General features: G+C 30.7%; 21 protein-coding genes. 18 read left to right on the top strand and 3 right to left on the bottom strand.

The window, feature by feature from the left end:
- The first annotated feature begins 25 nt into the window (after nt 1-25).
- Nucleotides 26-649: a helix-turn-helix domain-containing protein gene (locus EDD60_RS09055; protein WP_082787388.1), complete on the top strand. Its 624-nt coding sequence runs from the start codon at nt 26-28 to the stop codon at nt 647-649.
- 252 nt (nt 650-901) lie between these two features.
- Nucleotides 902-2068, top strand: coding sequence for an MFS transporter (locus EDD60_RS09050; protein ID WP_066447689.1), 1167 nt, complete (start codon nt 902-904; stop codon nt 2066-2068).
- A gap of 19 nt (nt 2069-2087) precedes the next feature.
- On the opposite strand, the gene EDD60_RS09045 is transcribed toward EDD60_RS09050, so the two are convergent.
- Both EDD60_RS09045 and EDD60_RS09040 read right to left on the bottom strand, forming a co-directional pair.
- Nucleotides 2088-3029, bottom strand: coding sequence for a TIGR03943 family putative permease subunit (locus EDD60_RS09045; RefSeq protein WP_066447687.1), 942 nt, complete (start codon nt 3027-3029; stop codon nt 2088-2090).
- The gene (locus tag EDD60_RS09040) at nt 3029-4123 is read right to left on the bottom strand and encodes a CobW family GTP-binding protein (RefSeq protein WP_066447684.1); all 1095 of its coding nucleotides are present in this window, start codon (nt 4121-4123) and stop codon (nt 3029-3031) included. The genes EDD60_RS09045 and EDD60_RS09040 overlap by 1 nt, the downstream gene beginning before the upstream one ends.
- 159 nt (nt 4124-4282) lie before the next feature.
- Here EDD60_RS09040 and EDD60_RS09035 point away from each other — a divergent pair, with 159 nt between their 5' ends.
- The 15 genes from EDD60_RS09035 (at nt 4283) to EDD60_RS08965 (ending at nt 18582) form a co-directional block, all read left to right on the top strand.
- The gene (locus EDD60_RS09035; protein WP_066447682.1) at nt 4283-4711 is read left to right on the top strand and encodes a MarR family winged helix-turn-helix transcriptional regulator; all 429 of its coding nucleotides are present in this window, start codon (nt 4283-4285) and stop codon (nt 4709-4711) included.
- 12 nt (nt 4712-4723) lie between these two features.
- Nucleotides 4724-6448 carry an ABC transporter ATP-binding protein gene (locus tag EDD60_RS09030; RefSeq protein ID WP_066447681.1) on the top strand — a complete coding sequence of 575 codons (1725 nt, stop codon included), beginning with the start codon at nt 4724-4726 and terminating at the stop codon, nt 6446-6448.
- Nucleotides 6448-8307: an ABC transporter ATP-binding protein gene (locus tag EDD60_RS09025; RefSeq protein WP_066447678.1), complete on the top strand. Its 1860-nt coding sequence runs from the start codon at nt 6448-6450 to the stop codon at nt 8305-8307. The genes EDD60_RS09030 and EDD60_RS09025 overlap by 1 nt, the downstream gene beginning before the upstream one ends.
- Nucleotides 8308-8437: 130 nt before the next feature.
- Nucleotides 8438-9241, top strand: a complete 804-nt coding sequence (locus EDD60_RS09020) for a PHP domain-containing protein (RefSeq protein ID WP_132226377.1) — start codon at nt 8438-8440, stop codon at nt 9239-9241.
- Nucleotides 9242-9297: 56 nt separating this feature from the next.
- Nucleotides 9298-9909 (top strand): recombinase family protein, encoded by a 612-nt coding sequence (locus EDD60_RS09015; protein WP_066450313.1) that lies wholly within the window; start codon nt 9298-9300, stop codon nt 9907-9909.
- A gap of 138 nt (nt 9910-10047) precedes the next feature.
- Entirely contained in the window at nt 10048-10887 is an 840-nt protein-coding gene (locus EDD60_RS09010; RefSeq protein WP_066450307.1) for a GGDEF domain-containing protein, read from the top strand.
- Between the two features lie 203 nt (nt 10888-11090).
- The gene (gene serC / locus EDD60_RS09005; RefSeq protein ID WP_066450304.1) at nt 11091-12176 is read left to right on the top strand and encodes a 3-phosphoserine/phosphohydroxythreonine transaminase; all 1086 of its coding nucleotides are present in this window, start codon (nt 11091-11093) and stop codon (nt 12174-12176) included.
- Nucleotides 12177-12186: 10 nt separating this feature from the next.
- Complete coding sequence (locus EDD60_RS09000) at nt 12187-13338, top strand: 3-phosphoglycerate dehydrogenase family protein (RefSeq protein WP_066450301.1); 1152 nt, start codon at nt 12187-12189, stop codon at nt 13336-13338.
- Nucleotides 13339-13451: 113 nt separating this feature from the next.
- Nucleotides 13452-14414 carry a hypothetical protein gene (locus EDD60_RS08995; protein ID WP_066450297.1) on the top strand — a complete coding sequence of 321 codons (963 nt, stop codon included), beginning with the start codon at nt 13452-13454 and terminating at the stop codon, nt 14412-14414.
- Nucleotides 14415-14546: 132 nt separating this feature from the next.
- On the top strand, nt 14547-14765 hold the full coding sequence (locus EDD60_RS08990) for a FeoA family protein (protein WP_195600128.1): 219 nt from the start codon (nt 14547-14549) through the stop codon (nt 14763-14765).
- Nucleotides 14766-14767: 2 nt separating this feature from the next.
- Nucleotides 14768-14989, top strand: a complete 222-nt coding sequence (locus EDD60_RS08985) for a FeoA family protein (protein ID WP_132226376.1) — start codon at nt 14768-14770, stop codon at nt 14987-14989.
- A gap of 47 nt (nt 14990-15036) precedes the next feature.
- On the top strand, nt 15037-17211 hold the full coding sequence (gene feoB, locus EDD60_RS08980; protein ID WP_066450287.1) for a ferrous iron transport protein B: 2175 nt from the start codon (nt 15037-15039) through the stop codon (nt 17209-17211).
- Entirely contained in the window at nt 17189-17353 is a 165-nt protein-coding gene (locus EDD60_RS08975) for a FeoB-associated Cys-rich membrane protein (protein ID WP_165973140.1), read from the top strand. The genes feoB and EDD60_RS08975 overlap by 23 nt, the downstream gene beginning before the upstream one ends.
- Nucleotides 17354-17470: 117 nt before the next feature.
- The gene (locus EDD60_RS08970; RefSeq protein ID WP_066450321.1) at nt 17471-18223 is read left to right on the top strand and encodes a DeoR/GlpR family DNA-binding transcription regulator; all 753 of its coding nucleotides are present in this window, start codon (nt 17471-17473) and stop codon (nt 18221-18223) included.
- A complete protein-coding gene (locus tag EDD60_RS08965; protein ID WP_066450284.1) occupies nt 18220-18582 on the top strand; it encodes an HIT family protein in 363 nt (120 codons plus the stop codon). The genes EDD60_RS08970 and EDD60_RS08965 overlap by 4 nt, the downstream gene beginning before the upstream one ends.
- 21 nt (nt 18583-18603) lie before the next feature.
- Here EDD60_RS08965 and EDD60_RS08960 read toward each other — a convergent pair whose 3' ends face one another.
- A complete protein-coding gene (locus EDD60_RS08960; RefSeq protein WP_066450281.1) occupies nt 18604-19500 on the bottom strand; it encodes a glycyl-radical enzyme activating protein in 897 nt (298 codons plus the stop codon).
- A 181-nt stretch (nt 19501-19681) separates the two neighbouring features.
- Here EDD60_RS08960 and EDD60_RS08955 point away from each other — a divergent pair, with 181 nt between their 5' ends.
- Complete coding sequence (locus EDD60_RS08955) at nt 19682-22093, top strand: glycyl radical protein (protein WP_066450280.1); 2412 nt, start codon at nt 19682-19684, stop codon at nt 22091-22093.
- Nucleotides 22094-22111 lie beyond the last annotated feature (18 nt).

Genomic DNA, 22111 nt, shown 5'->3' with positions numbered 1-22111 from the left:
TATAATGATGCAAGGAGGTAGGGTTATGAATTTAAGTGAAAAATTATTAAAGTTAAGAAAACAAAGTGGATTGTCTCAACAAGAATTAGCTGATCAACTCAATGTTTCAAGACAATCAGTTTCTAAATGGGAGTTAAATGAAAGTGTTCCTGATATTTCAAATATATTAGCGTTAAGTGAAATTTATCATGTGAGTACAGATTATTTATTAAAAGATTCTATTGAAAATGATACAAAGGAAAATCGTATAGATTTAATGATTGTTATTTCTACATGCATTGTTTTTATAGGATTGTTAAGTGCATATATGTTGTGGAAACATTATCAAAATTCGATTTGTTTATTAGTAGGGATGTTGATTCAAATTATAGGTATAATTGTCTTTGAAATATTTGCTTTACCTACACATCAACAAAAGTATCAAAGAAAATTCTTTAGTATAAATATATGGTTATTATGTTTTATACCAATTTTTTATATGAGTGAATATACAATGACTTATCAATTGATTTATAACAAACTTCATCAATTGATTGATGGAAGTATGAGCAGTATTTTGTTGTTTTATTTACCAACTTTTCTTTCATTGCTTTTGAGTTTTATTATCTTTGTCTTGATAAGAAAATATATATTTAAAAATGATAAATAACTTTACACAAGACTTTATCAATGGTAGTATTATAAACATAGGGAGGTGGGACACATGTTTATCAATCAACAAAGAAATACAATTTTATATCATGATGCATGGTGTCACACTATAACATTTTTTGATGGTTTTCTAAACAAGGGACGAGTGCGCCCAAAATAGGGGAACCATGTTTATGATGAAATAGAAGGTTCCATTTGTATGGAATCTTTTTTTGTTCCCCAAAAACAAAAGAAAAGGGGATTAATAATAATGAAAAAGAATTTGTATTTGAATTATATATTTGAGTTTTTATTGAACTTTAAATTAACATCTTTACTTTGGCCAACATTTCTTGTAATCAAAGGTTTTTCGTTGGTTGATGTTGGAATTTGTGAAAGTGTCTTTCATATCACTTCGATGCTTGGAGAAATGCCAACAGGAATTATTAGTGATTTATATGGGAGACGTTTAAGTCGATTATTAGGAAGAATGGTTGAGATTGTTTCAATTATCTTACTTATTTTTGCAAGACAAGAATGGATGATTTATTTATCGTTTATTTTACAAGCTTTGTCATATAACTTAGAATCTGGAACTGATAGTGCTTATGTTTATGATTTGTTGCTTGAATATAATGAACAAGATGAATTTGCTAAAATTCAAGGAAAAAGGGAAGTGGTTATTCAAGTTGCGATGTTGTTATCGACGACTATTGGTGGTATTATTGCAGGATTGAGTTATCAATTGACTTATGGATTATCTATCCTAATCATCATATTATCAATATTTGCTTTATTACAGATGAAAGAAATTAAAAATAAAGGATATATCAAAACCAATATCCTTCATGATATGAAACAACAAGTTGTTATGAGTTGTGAATTAATCAAACAAGATCATCAAATCTTTTATTTGATATTAAGTACCGCCTTATTTTCAGCATCACTAACAACAGCTTATTACTATTTAACAAATTATTGGAAAGAATTAGGTGTCAGTATTTCAGCAATATCTATATTTCTTTCATTAGAAAATATAACAGGTATTATAGCGGGAGTAATCACTTATAAAATTATGAAAAGATATTCACAAAAGAGATTATTGTTGGTATTACCAATTGGAATTGTGATTTCATCTATAGGTTTACCATTTTATCCACTTTCTATCTTATCAATATGTGTTATGGCTTTTTTTGAGACAATCTTATATATTGCTATAACAACTTTCTTAAATGAGAAAGTAGAAAGCCAGATGCGAGCAACCCTTCTTTCTCTTATGTCAATGGGATTTAGTATTGTTATGATTGTTTATTTTCCATTGATGGGATTGATTGGAGATATGTTTGGATTAAAGGTGGCATATCTTTGTTTATTTGTTATATTATGCTTTATTTATATCATTTATCAATATGTGATAAGAAAAAGGTATGAACAATAAAAAAAGAGGACAGTGTCCTCTAATCAAATGTCACATATTCATTTTCTAAAGGTGGAACGACTTTTAAGTCTTCCACTTTTAATATACAAACTTCTCCACCAATATCAGGATCATAATCAAGTTCTATTTTTCCTTTCACTTGAATCCATTCATTTGGAATTAACTGTTTTGCTGCTGGGTGTTCACAAACCATACCAATTAAAGAGGTATCTTCTTCACAACAAACCATAGCCAAACGTCCAATCACAAAACCATCAACTAACTGTTTATCACGACCAATAAATTTTCCTTTTAAAGTCACCGTTTTCCCTGCATATTTATCTGGATGATCTAAAGCATCCATACAGAAAAGTCCAAAATCATGATCTAAAATATTTAATTCATCACTAGAAATATCAAATGGTAATTCATCATCATCCATAGTATTGACGGTTCCATCAGCTTTTTCATAGATGATTTGACAAGTTGAATTAATCGCTTTGATATTATTTCTTAAAAATGATTTTTTAACAGTTTCATCAATACGATTAAATATTAATAAATCCGTATGAACAACATGTTGATAAAGTAATGAACGCATATTTTGAATATATAATCCAAATGTTTGTGCATTAATGGTTGTTAAAACTTGAACAACTTCCCATCCTTCAGGTTTACTACATGCTAAGAAACGATTGACATTAAACATTCCATTGAGTTCTACTAAAACTTGAGTTGGATTGTATTTGTTTTTTAATTCTTCAAAGAATTCATATGTCCATTCATCTTCACTATTCACATAAACAAGATCACAGTTACATGCTTCGATTTCTTCTTGATTATATTCAACTTCACCTTGCTCACTGACAATCAATAAAGACTTTTCACCTTCACAAAAATCTGTGGTTGTGATTGTATCATTGATAAATGATGTTTTTCCACTGTCTAAAAAGCCAGTAAATAAATAGATACGTGTTTTCATTATTCAACTCCAAACAATTCACAAATTTTATTTTCTAATAAATCTTTACCAATCACACAAATACGACCAGTATAGTCAGCAGGACCAACACGCACTTCATATTCACCAGGAACTAAATCAAAATGCAGCCATGTTTTATCAGGTGTAGGTAAAATACCTTTTGCACGCAAGATATCTCCAAATTCTTTTGAAGAAGATAGTGTTTTTAAAATATCTTCTAATTGTTCTTTGGTATAAGTCTTGATTGTTTCTTTACCCATACTTGTAAAGACTTCATCAGCATGATGATGGTGATGATCGTGATGGTCATGTCCACATTCACATTCGTGGTCATGTTCGTGATGATGGTGTTCATGATGTTCATGTCCACAACTACATTCATGGTCATGGTGGTGTTCGTGTTCACAATGTTCATCGTGGTGATGATGTTCGTCATGTTCATGATGATGACCGCAAACAGGACAGATATCAGCTTCTTTTAACAAAATATCTTTAAGAGAATCTTTATTTTCAATGGCGTTCATAATTGTTTCACCAGTTAATTCATCCCAAGGTGTTGTGATGATGTTTGCACTTGTGTTCAATCCTTTAATAATATCAATAGCTTGTTGAATCTTATTTTGATCAACATCTTGAGTACGACTTAAAATAACTGTAGAAGCATATTCAATTTGATTATTAAAGAATTCACCAAAGTTAGTTGTATAAATACGACACTTCTTAGCATCAATAACCGTGACAAAACTATTTAATTGTAATTCTTCATCTTGAACATCTTGTACCGCCTTAATAACATCAGAAAGTTTTCCAACTCCAGATGGTTCAATGATAATACGATCAGGATGATAATCATTCACAACTTTTTCTAAAGCTTGACTAAAATCACCGACTAATGAACAACAAATACATCCAGAGTTCATTTCTGTAATTTCAATACCTGCATCTTTAAGAAAAGAACCATCAATTCCAATTTCTCCAAATTCATTTTCAATTAAAACAACTTTTTCATTTCCTAAACTTTCTTTAATTAATTTTTTAATTAGTGTTGTTTTTCCAGCACCTAAAAAACCAGATATAATATCAACTTTACTCATTGTATCAACCTTCTTTCCGGATATATTATATCACTCGTATTTTTAACAGGCAAATGAAACATCATACAAGATCTTTTTGTGACTTTCTTGACAACTTTTACATATAGTATTATAGTTAGTATGCTAATAATTAGCAAGCTAACAAAAGGAGGCTAAGAGATGAAAACACCATTATATATTCTTTTATTTAAGGTTTTTCATGCACAAAGAAATAAAACTAGAGCAAATATGAATGAATATGATTTGGCTCCAGGACAACCTAAAGTATTACGCTATATTTCTTCACATAGCGAATGTAAGTTAAAGGATATTGCGATAGAATGTGATGTAGAACCACCAACAGTGAGTAAAATACTTAACAGTTTAGAAGATAAAGGCATGATTTATAGAGAAGTCAATCCAAAAAATAAACGAGCATATCAATTAAGTTTGACACCTGTAGGAGAATCGGCATTGGAAAAGTGGAGTGAACATTGCCTGGAAATAGAAAAAATTTCTTTAGATGGTTTTACTGAACAAGAAAGAGAACAATTTAAAGAATATTTATCAAGGATGTATATTAATCTAACAGGGAAAGAATTAAGATAGGGGGATGAGATTATGCTAAAACGTTTACTACCTTATATTAAAAAATATAAAAAATATTTAATTTTAGCTTGTCTTTGTGTAATTGGAGAAACTGTTTTTGAATTGGTTATACCTGCTTTAATGGCAGATATTATTGATAAGGGGGTAGCTAGTGGTGATAAGAGTTATATTATAAGTCAAGGAGCATTGATGATTGGGTGTGCAGTTATTGCTTTGATATTAGGTATCATGTATGCGCGTTTTGCAGCAACGGCTGGACAAGGCTTTGGGGCAGAACTTAGAAAAGATGAATTTCAAAAAGTTCAGAATTTTTCGTTTGCGAATACTGATCATTTTTCAACTTCATCTTTGATTACTCGTTTAACAAGTGATGTGACTGTCTTACAAACAGCTATTAGTAATGGAATTAGACCACTTGTTAGATCTCCGTTTATGTTATTGATGGCATTATTTTTTACTTTTACAATTAATGCAAATTTAGCATTGGTATTTTTGATTGTTATTCCAATATTAGCTGTTGGATTATTCATTATTGTAAGAAAAGTTGGACCTCTTTATCGTTTGATGCAATCAAGTATTGATAAAGTGAATACAGTTGTTCAAGAAAATTTAAATGCTATAAGAGTTGTTAAATCCTATGTAAGAGAAGGTTATGAAGAAGATAAGTTTAATAAGATTAATGAAAACTTAAAGGAAAATAGTGAACATGCTTTTCGTACTTCCGTTTGGAATATGCCTTTGTTTCAATATGTTATGTATTTAACAATTATTTGTATTATTTTCTTTGGGGGACAAATGATTCTTAAAGGTTCTATGAAAGTTGGAGAATTAACAGGATTTTTAAGTTATGTTATGCAAATCTTAAATTCATTGATGATGATTTCAGCAGTCTTTTTGATGTTGACAAGATCAATTGCAAGTGTTGAACGTATTATTGAAGTCTTGGATGAAGTTCCAGATATTCATGATCCACAAAATACAGAATTGATTGTTCATCAAGGAAACATTGATTTTAAAAATGTATATTTTAAGTATAAAGAAGAAGCTAATGAATTTGTTTTAACCGATATTCAGTTACACATACCAGCAGGATCAACATTAGGTATCTTAGGGGGAACTGGTTCTGCCAAAACAAGTTTAGTACAGCTAATACCAAGACTTTATGATGTAAGTGAAGGTGAAGTGCTTATTGATGGTCATAATGTTAAAGATTATTCAATTGAGCATTTAAGAGATAGTGTGGGTATGGTTTTACAAAAGAATACTTTATTTAGTGGTACGATTAGAGAAAATCTTTTATGGGGAAATGAACATGCGAGTGATGAAGATATTAAGTGGGCATGTCATGTAGCTTGTGTTGATGAGTTTATTAATCAGTTTCCTAAAGCTTATGAAACAGATATGGGACAAGGTGGTGTTAATGTATCTGGTGGACAAAAACAACGTTTGTGTATTGCTAGAGCATTATTGAAACATCCTAAAGTATTGATACTTGATGATTCAACAAGTGCCGTTGATACAGCAACAGAAGCAAGTATTCGTGAAGGATTAGCAACGCTTAAAGAAACAACAAAAATTATTATTGCACAACGTGTTTCATCTGTACAACATGCTGATCAGATTGTTATTTTAGATGATGGACATATTGAAGCAATTGGAACACATGAAGAATTATTAAAGAATAATAAGATATATCAAGATATTTATTATTCTCAAATGGAAGGAGCTGGTTTGTAATGGCAAGACAAATAACAAATGCAAAACCAAGAGATATGTTAAAAACTCTCGCTTCTTTTAGAACATATATGGGACATCATAAATATGCATTATTTGGAGTTGCTTTATTGGTTATTGTGAGTACTGGAGTTAATCTTTGGGGAACTTTTCAAATTCGTACTGTTGTTAATAAGTATATATTACCTGGAGATTATCAAGGATTAGTGCATTTTATTATTTTTATGGGTATTGTTTATGCGATTGGAGCAACCTCAACAGCCATTTATAAGCAATTAATGATTCATACATCACAAAAGATTGTTAAAGAAATGCGACAAGATTTATTTGATCGTATGCAAAAGTTACCTATTAAATATTTTGATAGTCATACACATGGAGAAATAATGAGCCATTTTACTAATGACTTAGATACAGTTCAAGACGCTTTTAATAACTGTTTTGATAACTTAATTCAAAGCTTTATTATGATTGTCGGAACTTTAATATTGATCTTTGTTTTAAGTTGGCAATTGTCACTTATTGTATTATTTTGTATGATTATTATGTATTTTGTTATTCAATATCTAAGTAAACGTAGTAAATATTACTTTTCACATCAACAAGCAGCTATGGGGAATTTAAATGGTTTTATTGAAGAAATGGTTGATGGAGTAAAAGTTGTTAAAGTCTTTAATCATGAAGAAAAGAATATTGAAGAATTTAATCGTCGTAATGAAATTCTTCAACATGCTTCTACTGAAGCATTAACTTATTCTGGTAGAACCATTCCAACAGTTGTAAGTATTTCTTATTTCAATTATGCATTAGTTGCTTGTATTGGTGGCTTCTTTACAATTGCTGGAATGATGGATTTAGGAAGTTTATCTTCATATTTGATTTTTGTTAGACAAACAGCTCAGCCAGTAAATCAATTTACCCAACAATTAAACTTTGTATTAGCTGCGATGGCAGGGGCAGAAAGAATATTTGAAATGATGGCTGAAAAAGAAGAAATTGATGATGGAAAAGTCACACTTGCAAGAGTGAGAGTTCATCATGATGGAACAATTAGTGAATGTCAAGAATATACAGGACATTGGGCATGGCGTCATCCTCGTGATGATGGAAGTATTGAACTTGTTCAGTTAAAAGGTGATGTGCGTTTCCATGATGTTGTTTTTGGTTATAATGAAGATGTCACAATTTTAAAAGATATTAATTTATTTGCTAAACCAGGTCAAAAGATTGCTTTTGTTGGAAGCACGGGAGCAGGAAAAACAACTATTACAAATTTGATTAATCGTTTTTATGATATTCATAGTGGAAGTATTACTTATGATGGGATTGATATTAAATTAATTAAAAAAGATGATTTAAGAAAATCAATATCTATAGTTTTACAGGATACACATTTATTTACTGGTACAATTGCAGATAATATTCGTTATGGGAAATTAAATGCAACTATGGATGAAGTTATTGAAGCAGCTAAATTGGCTAATGCTCATAGTTTTATCAAACGTTTACCAGATGGGTATAATACAATGTTATCGGGGGATGGAGCTAACTTGTCACAAGGACAACGTCAACTTTTAGCGATTGCTAGAGCGGCTATTGCTAATCCACCAGTCTTGATTTTAGATGAGGCAACAAGTTCAATAGATACTCGTACAGAAAAACTTATTGAAAAAGGTATGGATCGCTTGATGGAAAATCGTACTGTCTTTGTGATTGCACATAGATTATCAACGGTTAGAAATTCTAATGCAATCATGGTCTTAGATCATGGTGAAATTATTGAACGTGGTAGTCATGATGAATTGATTGCCCAAAAAGGACGTTATTATCAATTGTATACAGGACAATTTGAATTGGATTAAACTTGTAAATAATAACAAAAACCATTCATGTATGAATAATTGAACAGATATCAAATCTGTTCTTTTTCTTATCATATTTATTTACAAATAAATATGATTTCATATAATTATGCAAAAGGGGATGATTAATATGATAGATGGTCATATGCATTTAGAAAATGGACCACTTACAAAAGAATATGTGCTTTCTTTTGTAGAAGCAGCAAAGCAAAAGGGATTAGATGAGATTCAAATACTTGATCATACACACAGATTTATAGAATTTGAACCCATTTATGAAGAATTAAAGCAATATGAAGTTCAAAAAGTATGGTTGGAAAATAAAAAGATGAAATTCAAAGATCATATCAGTGACTTTATTCAATTAATGGAAGATATCAAAAAGATGGATTTACCTGTTAAAGTCACATATGGTTTAGAAGTTTGTTATGTACCTCAACATGAAGAATATATAAGAAAAGTATTATCACAATATCATTTTGATTTTATTGTAGGAGCTATTCATTCTATTGATGGAATTTTATATGATATGAGTTTTTCAAAAGAATTGTTGTGGGATAAATATGATGTTAATCATATTTATAAGAGATATTATGAACTTGTTTTTCAATTGGTTGAATCAGATTTGTTTACTCAATTAGCACATCCAGATACAATTAAATTGTTTAATATTTATCCAACATATGATTTATTACCAACTTATGAAAAATTAGCTCAATTATTAAATCAACACCATATGAAAGCTGAAAATAATGTAGGTTGTTATTATCGATACAATCATCAAGATTTGGGGCTATCTGATGAATTGTTGAAGGTGTTTAAAAAGGCACATGTACAACTGATAACGACTTCAGATGCTCATCAGCCTAGTGATGTTGGAAGTTATATAAAAGAAGCGGTACAAAGAATTGAAAGTATCAGTCTTGATGATTGATGCTTTTTTGTTTGTCTTTTTGTCATTTTGCCTACAATAAAGATGGAGGTGAAAGTATGAAAGAAGAAGTTTATGGATATGTGAGAGTTTCTAGTAAAGATCAAAATGAAGAAAGACAAGTTATAGCAATGTTGAATTTTGGTGTTTGTCAGTCACATATCATTGTTGAAAAACAATCAGGAAAGAATTTTAATAGACCCAAGTATCAAAAACTTGTAGAAAAGATGAAAAATAACGATACATTAGTGATAAAGAGTATTGATCGGTTAGGTAGAAATTATGAAGAAATTATTGAACAGTGGCGAATGCTAACAAAAGAGAAACATGTTAGAATTGTTGTTTTAGATATGCCTTTACTAGATACAAGAAAAGAACATGATTTAATAGGAACATTGATTTCAGATATTGTTTTACAATTATTGAGCTATGTTGCTCAAACAGAAAGGGAATTTATTCATCAAAGGCAGGCTGAAGGGATTGCAGCAGCTAAAGCTAGAGGTGTTCACTTTGGACCACAGCGTATTCAGTTGTCCTATGAATTTGATCATTATGCTTATTTATGGTCCAAGGGAGACATTTCATCGCGTAAGGCAGCCCAACGATTAGGAATTTCATATCAAACATTTTTAAGACGTGTGAAGGAAAAAGAATATCAAAAAAATTTGTGAGATTGTCACAAATTGTAGAATTTTTGTCACACATGAATATAAAAAGAAAAATAGGGGATATACTCGCAATATTCTCTTAGTTTCAGTATATACCCCTTGTGCCAAATTGTCTACAACCTGTCACAGAGAGGAAGTTTTATGAATAAATATCAAGTAATAAAATGTAAATTAAAGATATTAAAATTAAAACTGAATAGTTTAGATACATTAAAACGATTTAAAAATATAACTGTATTTCAATATATGGTAAAAAATCAAAGACTTTATATTGTATCTTCTTCATGTTGTTCATATACTTCTTTTTTGAATGATTTAAAAGAAAAAGATGAATTGATATTTAAGGATATATTATTAGGATTAAATCAAAATCAAAGTGATACTTTACAATTGAAATTAAATAATGATTGGTTTTTAGTAGAGTACCAATATATTTATAAAAGAAAGCATCTTTATCGTATTGAGGGGTTGTTGATTCATATTAATGATTTAAAGAAATATGAAAATCAATTGTTGGAAATATCTCGAAAAGATGGATTGACATATCTTTATAATAAGGTAACTGTTGAAGAAATGATTAAAAATGAAATAGATAACTTGAAGCAGGGAACGTTATTAATGGGAGATATTGATAGTTTTAAGAAGTTAAATGATCAGTTAGGACATCTTCAAGGAGATCAAATATTAAAATGGTTTGCTAGTCAACTCAATGAAGTCTTTCATTCTGATGTGATTGGAAGAATTGGTGGCGATGAGTTTGTGGTTTTTATGAAAGATACACAACATAATGAGATTATAAGAAAGCTTAATATGTTATTTGATAAAGTGATGTATCAATATGAAAAAGTTCCTTTTTCTATTAGTGTTGGGATAGCTAGTTATAATGGTCAAGATACTTATGAAGAATTTTTTAATAAGGCAGATTGGGCTATGTATAAAGCAAAGACTTTAAAACAAAAATTTTATATCTATGAAGAATAATCTATTGAATAAAGCCAATAGATTATTTTTTGTTCTATTTATAAAATTAGTAAATATAATAAGAATAGTTATAGAAATATAACAAAATTGTATACAATTTAAAGTAAATTATTAAAAAATTTATGATTTTTAATAATATTACTGGACAAATTTGTTTAAATCAAATATAATGACAACAACATTTAAAAAGGAGGACGTCAACAATGACACAAAAAAGAGTTTACAATTTTTCTGCAGGTCCATCAACATTACCTGTACCAGTATTAGAAAAAGTAGCGGCTCAAATGTTGAACTATAAAGATAGTGGAATGAGCGTAATGGAAATGAGTCATAGATCATCGTCCTATCTTGAAATATTTAATGAAACGAAAGCTTTATTAAAAAAGGTTTTAAATATACCGGATAACTATAAAATCTTATTTATTCAAGGAGGGGCAACTCAGCAATTTTCTACCATTCCACTTAATTTATTAAAGAATGGGAAAGCTGATTATATTATTACTGGAGCGTTTTCTAAGAAAGCTGCTCAAGAAGCAAAAAAATTTGGGGATATTCATATTGCATATGATGGAAGTGTTAATAACTTTAAACATATTCCTACACAAGATGAATTAGATTTAAGAGAAGATGCTTCATATGTTCATTTATGTGCGAATAACACAATCTATGGAACAGAATGGAAGTATGTACCAGATACAAAAGGTGTACCAATCGTTGCAGATATGTCATCAAATATTTTATCTAAACCAATTCGTGTTGCTGATTATGGCATGATTTATGCTGGAGCACAAAAGAATATGGGAATTGCTGGTTTAGGCGTTGTTATTGTAAGAGAAGATTTAATTCAAGATCATAAGGAGAATATTCCTGTTTTAATGGAATATAATACGATTGCGGATAATGATTCTATGTACAATACACCACCAACATTTTCTATTTATGTTTTAGGATTAGTTCTTGAATGGATTGATTCTTTAGGTGGTTTAGAAGTTATGCAAAAGAAGAATCAAGAAAAAGCACAATTATTGTATGATTATTTAGATCAAACAGATTTTTATCAAACACATAGTGATGCTGATAATCGTTCAATAATGAATGTGACATTCACATGTCCAAATAAGGACTTAGATGCTAAGTTTGTCAAAGAATCAATTGCGGCAGGAATGTCTAATTTAAAAGGACATCGTTCTGTTGGAGGAATCCGTGCATCTATTTATAATGCTATGTCATTAGAAGGGGTAGAGACATTATTAGCATTTATGAAAAAATTTGAAGAAGAAAATAAGTAGGTGACCATATATGAATAAAATTAAATTAATGAATAAAATTTCACCAGTGGGGCTTGATTTGTTTGGGGAACAATATCAAGTTGGTGAAGATATTGATGATGAGGATGGGATTCTTGTCCGTTCAGCAAGCTTACATGATTATACATTTAATAAAAATTTAAAAGCTATTGCTAGAGCAGGAGCAGGAGTTAATAATATTCCTATTGATCAATGCAGCAATGAGGGGATTGTTGTATTTAATACACCGGGGGCTAATGCAAATGCTGTTAAAGAATTGGTATTATGTGGACTTCTATTATCATCACGTAAAATTGTTGAAGGAATTGATTGGGTTAAAACTTTAGAGGGGAAAGATGATGCTAGCAAATTGGTTGAAAAGGGGAAAAGTCAATTTGTTGGTCCAGAATTAGAAGGTAAGAAATTAGGGATTATTGGTTTAGGTGCAATTGGTGTTCATGTAGCTAATGCAGCGATTAAATTGGGGATGGAAGTTTATGGATTTGATCCATATATTTCAGTGAATGCTGCTTGGGGAATGAGTAAATGGGTTAAAAATGCTCAAAATATGGAAACAATCTTTAGTGAATGTGATTATATTACACTACATGCACCAAGTACTAAAGAAACAAAAGGACTTATCAATAAAGAAAGTATTGATATGATGAAAGATGGTGTGCGTATCTTGAATTTTGCTAGAGGGGATCTAGTTAATTCAACTGATGTTTTAGCAGCAGTCAAAGAGGGGAAGATTGCTAAATATGTAACAGATTTTGCATCACCAGATATTATTAATCAAGAAAATGTGATTGTCATGCCACATTTAGGAGCTTCAACTCCTGAATCAGAAGATAACTGTGCACGCATGGCAGTAAAAGAGATAAAAGATTATCTAGAAAGTGGCAATATTGTGAACTCAGTTAACTTCCCATATATTAACGAACCACGTACCACAAAATATCGTATTTGTTTAATTCATAAAAACATACCAAACATGCTCGCACAATTTGCCACTCTTTTAGCTAATCGTGAGATTAACATTGAAAACATGGTTAATAAAGCCAAAGGAGAATATGCTTATACAATCATTGAAACAAATGATGTTGTAGATATGAATGATTTTGAAGCATTAGAAAATGTTATTAAAGTTAGAGTTATTGAATAAAAAATGAGGACCTTAAAATCAAATCTGATTTTAAGGTTTTTAACTGGAAAAAGAATTATTTCGTTTCTACGACAAAGTATGATAAAATAAAAGCTAAGAGGAGAAGGACATGTATGAAGAAATTAGGAATATTACTGCTTATTAGTTTTTGTTTATTAGGATGTCAGCCTAGAGATGAAGTTCCAACACCAGAAAAAGTATCAGAAATAGAAATATCAAAGTCATATACATTTGATGAACAATTACGTTATGAAATTGTCAAAAGTACAGTAACAAATAAAATAGAACCAACCAATAAAAATAATACTTATCGATCAATAAAACCAAAACAAGATGAAAATCAATTCATTGATGTTGTATTAAAAACAAAGAATTTATCCAAAAAAGAATATGTCTTAAAAGATATTTATCAAGGAACATTTGTCATTAATCATCAATCATATAAAGCATCTCTAGCAATTGAAAATCTTAAGTATAATCAAATAAGTCAAACTGATACACTTAAAGAAGATGAAGAAAGATATATTCATATCTATTGTGAAATCAATGAATCAAATATCAAAGAACAAGCTAATTTGAAATTAAAAATAAGAAATAAGGAAGAAGTCCAATACAATTTTTCGACATTACAAGAACCAGAAGTTATTCAAACTCAAAAATCTGTGGGAGATTCATTAAATTTAAAAGATAGTCATATCACAATAGATGAGATCTTACAGACACAGAAAATAGAACCATCAAATAAAGGATTCTTCTATAGCTATCATCCAACAGATAATGATAATGAAACATTTGTTGCCTTAAAAATAGAGCTTAAAAACACTAGTGAACATACTATTGATCCAAGTGAATACATCTATTGCATATATACAATCAATCAACAGACAATTCAATCTCAAATCATTATTGAAAGTGATAATCATAAATCAATATCAACAACTGGAAAGATAGAACCATTAGAAACAAGGACACTTTATTTAGCTATGCCTGTGAAAAATGATTTATTAAAAGACACAGGAAAAATTGATATGTTTGTAGAAGGAAATACTTTTGAAATTTTGGGAACACAGGATTAATGCTTGTGTTCTTTTGTTTGATAAAAAACTTGACAAATAGAAAGTAAAAGATTATATTTAGTTCATAGGTTAGCAAAGTCTAACCAATTATTTGATAGCAAAGTTAGTTTAAACTAACCAAGGAGGATAAATATGCCATTAACATTTGTAGGAATTGGAGAAGTTCATAAGATATTAAAAGTAAAGGGTCAAGAAAAAAGTAAGAAATTTCTTGAAAGTCTAGGTTTTGTAGAAGGTGCACAGGTGACGATTGTTTCTTATAATCAAGGAAATATCATTGTTAATATAAAAGAATCAAGGGTTGCAATTAGTCAAGAGATGGCACATAAAATTATGGTGGAGGGTGCATAAAGATGTATACATTAAAGGAAGTCAAGGTTGGAGAAGTTGTAAGTGTCGTGAAATTGCATGGTGAAGGTGCAACAAAGAGAAGAATTATGGATATGGGAATAACTAAAGGAACTCAGTTAACTGTGCGTAAAGTTGCTCCATTAGGGGATCCTATTGAGGTCAATGTTCGTGGATATGAGTTATCATTGAGAAAAGCTGATGCGGCAATGATTGAAGTTCAATAATATGATTTTATATTAAAGTTAGTCAAAACTAACTAAGGAGGGTATATATGAAAATAACAATAGCTTTAGCAGGAAATCCTAATAGTGGAAAAACAACATTGTTTAATGTATTGACGGGTTCTCATCAATATATTGGAAATTGGCCAGGAGTCACAGTTGAAAAGAAAGAAGGAAACTTAAAAACAAATAAGGATATTAAAATAACAGATTTACCAGGAATTTATTCTTTGTCACCTTATACTTTAGAAGAAGTTGTAGCAAGAAATTATTTATTGGATGAACATATTGATGTTATTTTAAATATAGTTGATGGTATGAATTTAGAAAGGAATCTTTATTTAACAACGCAGTTGTTGGAATTAGGGATTCCAACAGTCATTGCAGTGAATATGATGGATTTAGTTAAAAAGAATGGTTATCATATTGATATAAAGGCATTATCAAAAAAATTAGGGTGTCCAGTTATTGAAATATCTGCATTAAAGGAAAAAGGAGTTGAGGATATTGTTGATGAAGTCATGAAAGTTGCTCATCAGGAAGTCACAATTCAACATTATTTTTCTTATGATATTGAAAGAACAATTGAAGATATCCAAAATCAGTTACCATCTGATATAGTATTATCACAAAGAAGATTTTTTGCGATTAAATTATTTGAAAGAGATCAAAAATTACAAGCTCAATTATCACAAAAAATAGATATAGAAAATCTCATTCAAGTCATTGAAAAACAAGAAGATGATGATAGTGAAAGTTTAATAACGAATGAAAGATATCAATATATTACTTCTATTATTGATGAATGTTATAAAAGAAAAAATCAAAACCAATTATCTATTTCTGATAAAATAGATCAAATTGTTACGAATAGATGGTTAGCATTACCTATATTTGCTTTCATTATGTGGTTTGTTTATTATATTTCAGTAACAACAATAGGCACTATGGCAACCGATTTTGTAAATGAATCTATATTTGGTGAAGGTTTTGAATTGTTTGGAAGCATGATTCCAAGTATTCCAGATTTTATTCGTTCAGCATTACAAATGATAGGAGTAGCAAGTTGGCTAGAAGGATTGATTGTAGATGGTATTGTAGCAGGAGTTGGAGCAGTTTTAGGATTTGTTCCACAGATGCTGGTGTTATTCTTTTTCTTAGCTATTTTAGAAGGTTGTGGCTATATGGCAAGAGTTGCATTTATCATGGATCGTTTGTTTAGAAAGTTTGGGCTTTCTGGGAAGTCATTTATTCCAATGTTAATTGGAACAGGATGTGGAGTTCCAGCAGTTATGGCAACACGTACAATTGAAAGTAGCCGTGATCGTAAAATGACTATTATGACAACAACATTTATTCCTTGTTCAGCAAAGTTACCGATTATTGCTTTGATAAGTGGAGCATTATTTAATGGTGCAAGTTGGGTGGCTCCAAGTGCTTATTTCATTGGTATGGCAGCAATTGTTATGTCGGGAATTATTTTAAAGAAAACGAAAATGTTTGCTGGTGAAGTTGCCCCTTTTGTCATGGAATTACCAGCTTACCATATTCCACCAGCAAGAAATATAATGAGAAGTGTGTGGGAAAGAGGTTCATCATTTATAAAAAAAGCTGGAACAATTATCTTGTTGTCAACGATTTTTGTCTGGTTTACAAGTTACTTTGGTTTTGTTGACGGTCAATGGAGAATGCTTGAAGCAAGTGAATTAAATAACAGTTTATTAGCGATGTTAGGAAGAATGATAGCTTGGATTTTTACGCCACTTGGTTTTGGACATTGGCAAGGCGCTGTCGCAACTATCACAGGCTTGGTTGCAAAAGAAAATGTTGTAAGTACTTTAGGTATTCTATATGGTTTTGGTGAAGTCGCAGAAAATGGTGTTGAATATTGGCCGATGTTAGCTTCAACCTTTACCATCGCTTCAGCATATGCCTTTTTGGTTTTTAATCTTTTATGTGCCCCATGTTTTGCCGCTATGGGAGCGATAAAAAGAGAAATGAATAGTCGAAAATGGTTTATATTTGCGATTGGTTATCAAACGATTTTTGCTTATATTATGGCATTTTTGATTTATCAATTGATAACCTTTATTACAACTCTTTCAATAACATTTGAAATGTTGATTGGGGTGATTATAATGCTGGGACTAATTTATTTATTAATTAGACCTTATCCAAAAAAGATGAAAGAAGATGAAACTTATGATGAATTGGATTTTGAATAACTTATCAACGATTATCGTTGCAGTTATTCTTCTTATTATTGTGATAATGATTATTAAGCATCAGATTCAAACAAGACATACTTGCAGCAGTGGTTGTGGGGGCTGTCCAATGGCTGGAAAGTGCCATACTCATAAAAAGTAATCTTCGGATTACTTTTTTTCTATATAAAATATATTCATTTTTGAAATAATAAAAAGTTGCATTTGAAATATCTATATGTTACCCTAAAGAAAGAAAAGGGTGATGAAAATGGCAAAAATGTCAGAAAGACATACAAAAATATTAGAATTATTAACCGAAAATGATAAAGTCGAAGTAACAAAACTTTCAGAACTTTTACAAGTTTCACAAGTAACTATACGAAAAGATTTAGATTTACTAGAACAAAAAGGATTAATCATCCGTGCTCATGGTTTTGCAACTTTAAATTCAAGTGACGATATTAATAATCGATTAGCATATCATTATGATTTAAAACAAAAAATAGCTAAACTTGCATGCGAATCAGTTGAAAATGGAGAAACAGTGATGATTGAATCTGGCTCTTGTTGTGCTTTATTAGCGTTAGAAATAGCACAAACAAGAAAAGATGTGACCTTAATTACAAACTCGGCATTTATTGCTGATTATGTTCGTAAAATGCCAACAATTCGGATTATTTTATTAGGAGGAGAATATCAAAAAGAATCTCAAGTCATGGTAGGACCAATGACAAGAAAATGTGCAGAAACATTCTTTGTAGATAAATTCTTCATTGGTACAGATGGTTTTTCTGAAGCTTCTGGTTTTACGGGTAATGATTATATGCGTAGTGAAACAGTGCGAGATATGGCTAAACAGGCTGCTAAGGTTATTGTTGTGACAGAATCATCTAAATTCAATCATATTGGTAATGTTAATTTATTACCAACAAAAGATGTAGCTTGTGTTGTGAGTGATGATGGGATTCCAAGTAGTTGTGAACAATATTTATTAGAACAAAATGTAATGATTAAGAAGGTAGCATTATGAGTTGTTTGTTTTGTGAGAAACATGATTATATTTTAGAAAATGATTATGGTTATGCAATTTATGATGATTATCCAGTGAGTCTAGGACATATGCTGATTATTCCTAAAAAACATATTGTTGACTTTTTTGAGGCTGATGAGCAGACACGCCTTCATTTATTCAAGTTACTTGATGAAGCAAAGCAATTATTAGATGAAAAATATCATCCTGATGGTTATAACATTGGGATGAATTGTCAAATGGCAGCTGGTCAATCTATTATGCATTTACATATTCATCTTATTCCCCGTTATATAGGAGACACACCTTCACCTAAAGGTGGTATTAGAGGGGTTATCCCAGGAAAAATGAGTTATTAAAAAACTAGGCATATACCTAGTTTAGAAGAAACAATCAAGACCTTGATCAATAAATATTTTTTGATAGTCCTTTAAATCCTCTGGATGAAGGGCTTTTTTATTTTTAAGTGTATAATCTCGATTTAACATTTCATATTTCTTTTCACCAAATTGATGAAAAGGTAAAAGTTGAACACGTTTTGCTCCAACAGATACCAAAAGCTTTGCTAAACCTAATGCATCATCAAGTGATGCGTTAAAATCAGGAATTACTGGGATTCTTGGTAGGACTTCAATATGATGTTCAATGGCCCATTTTAAATTTGAAATAATTAATTCATTATAGACAGCAGTTCCTTTAAAATGTTGTTGACTATCATAATGTTTAACATCAAATAACAACAAATCAAATAAAGGAGCTAATTCATGGAATATATCTGGCTCAATATAACCAGTTGTTTCAATCGCCATATGTATATTCTTAGCTTTCAGTTTTTCTACTAACTCCCTAACAAAAGCAGGCTGACTCATTCCTTCTCCACCAGAAATCGTTACTCCACCATCTGATTCTTCATAAAAATCTTGATCTTGCAAACAAATTCTCACAATTTCATCAGTATCTTTTAATTCTCCTTCATGACTTAAGGCTTTTTGTGGACAGGCTTGCACACATGATAAACAACCAACACATTGATCTTGTTGAATGATAATTCGTTGGTTTTGATGTTTAATCGCATGATGAGGACATACGTGAACACAAGTTTGACAATGGACACATTTTTCTTGGTCATAAAGAATTTGAATATGATCAAGTTGCGATTCAGGATTAGAACACCATTGACATCTTAAAGGACAACCTTTTAAAAAGACAGTTGTGCGAATCCCTGGACCATCATGAATACTAAATTTTTGAATATTAAAAACCATTCCCTTTGACATAAGATCTCTCCTTTAGCATCTTTATCATAACATGTGAATATGTAAAAGTAAATAAAATATTACGAATGAAACTATAACATATTTTGTATGGGATAAATATTGACTTTATATTTTATTGTGATAAGATATAATTGGAAATGAAAAAGAAATAACTTTCAAATGAAATAAAGGAGGAAGCATAATGAAAAATGTTGAGCATTTTGGAGATTTGACACCACGTATGAATGAATTTAGAGAGAAGGTTTTAGAAAAGAAACCATATATCTGTGCTGAGCGAGCACTCTTAGCTACAGAAGCCTATAAAGAACATCAAAATCAGCCAGCTGTTATGAAAAGAGCTTTGATGTTAAAAAATATTTTAGAGAAGATGTCTATTTATATTGAAGATGAAACTTTGATTGTTGGAAATCAAGCATCTTCTAATAAAGATGCACCAATATTTCCTGAGTATACATTAGAGTTTGTAATTGATGAATTGGATAAGTTTGAAAAACGTGATGGAGATGTTTTCTATATTACTGAAGAAACAAAGGAAGCTTTGCGTTCAATTGCTCCATTTTGGGAAAATAATAATTTAAGAGCTAAAGGTGATGCTTTGCTTCCTGATGAAGTGAGAGATATTATGTCTACAGGATTACTTGGAATGGAAGGTAAGTTAAATTCTGGGGATGCTCATTTGGCAGTCGATTATCAGACTGTTTTACAAACTGGTTTAAAGGGATATGAGGAAAGAGTCAAGAGATTAAAAGCAGAATTGGATTTATGTAAACCTGAAAGTATTGATAAATATATGTTTTATAAGGCTGTCTTGATTGTGATTGAAGCAGTGAAGATATATGCGGATAGATTCAGTCGTTTAGCATATAAAAAAGCTCAAGAGACTAGTGGGAAAAGAAAAGAAGAATTATTAGAGATTTCTAGAATTTGTGCTAAGGTTCCTTATGAACCAGCTGAAACTTTTCAAGAAGCCATTCAATCAACATGGTTTATTCAATTAATCTTACAAATTGAATCAAATGGGCATTCATTATCATATGGACGTTTTGATCAATATATCTATCCTTATCTTCAACATGATTTAGATGCTGGAATAATTACTGAAGATGAAGCAGTTGAATTATTAACAAACTTGTGGATCAAGACCTTAACAATCAATAAAGTTCGTTCACAGGCTCATACGTATTCATCAGCAGGAAGTCCAATGTATCAAAATGTAACAATTGGTGGTCAAACACCAGATAAAAAATGTGCAATTAATAAATTATCATATCTTGTCTTAAAATCAGTTGCTCAAACAAGACTTCCTCAACCAAACTTGACAGTTAGATATTATAATGGAATACCTCAAGAATTCTTAGATGAAGCCATTGAAGTTATGAAATTAGGAACAGGAATGCCAGCTTTCAATAATGATGAAATTATCATACCATCATTTATTGATTTAGGTGTTAAGGAAGAAGATGCTTATAATTATTCAGCTATTGGATGCGTAGAAACCGCAGTACCAGGTAAATGGGGATATCGTTGTACAGGAATGTCATACTTGAATTTCCCTAGAATCTTACTTTGTGTTATGAATGATGGTATTGATTTAACGACAGGTAAGAGATTTGTCAGTGGCAGCGGACATTTTAAAGATATGAAATCTTTTGAAGAATTACAGGCCGCTTGGGATAAAGCAATCAGAGAATTGACAAGAGTTTCTGTGATTGTAGAAAATGCAGTAGATATAGCTGGAGAGCGTGAAATTCCGGATATCTTATGTTCAGCCTTGACTCAAGATTGTATTGGACGAGGAAAGACAATTAAGGAAGGTGGAGCAATCTATGACTTCATTTCTGGATTACAGATTGGGATTGCCAATATGGCAGATAGTTTAGCAGCTATCAAAAAGCTTGTTTATGAAGAAAAGAAAATTACACCAGAACAATTATGGAATGCTATGCTTGCAGACTTTGAAGGTGAAGATAATCAAAGAATTCAATCTATGCTTATTCATGATGTTCCTAAATATGGAAATGATGATGACTATGTTGATCAATTGGTTGTTGAAGCCTATAACTCTTATATCGATGAAATGAAGAAATATCCAAATACACGTTATGGTAGAGGCCCAATTGGTGGGATTCGTTATGCAGGAACATCATCCATCTCAGCAAATGTTGGACAAGGTCTAGGAACAATGGCAACACCTGATGGAAGAAAGGCACGTACACCACTTGCTGAAGGATGTTCACCAGCCCATGCGATGGATAAGAGTGGACCAACAGCAGTCTTTAAGACAGTATCAAAATTACCAACACATGAGATTACTGGTGGAGTATTATTGAATCAAAAAGTGACACCACAAATGTTATCAACTGAAGAAAACAAGATGAAGTTAGAAATGATGATTAAGACATTCTTTAATCGATTACATGGATATCATGTTCAATACAATGTCGTAGATCGCGAAACATTGATTGATGCACAGCTTCATCCAGAAAACCATCGTGACTTGATTGTTAGAGTTGCAGGATATTCAGCATTCTTCAATGTCTTATCAAAAGCAACACAAGATGATATTATTGAAAGAACTGAACAAACTTTATAAAATGAAAAGAAGCTATAT

Source organism: Longibaculum muris (assembly GCF_004343035.1).
In the GTDB taxonomy this organism is placed as follows: Bacteria; Bacillota_I; Bacilli_A; order Erysipelotrichales; family Coprobacillaceae; genus Longibaculum; species Longibaculum muris.
The sequence above is the reverse complement of the archived record's forward strand: the minus strand, read 5'-3'. Positions and strand labels throughout refer to the sequence as shown.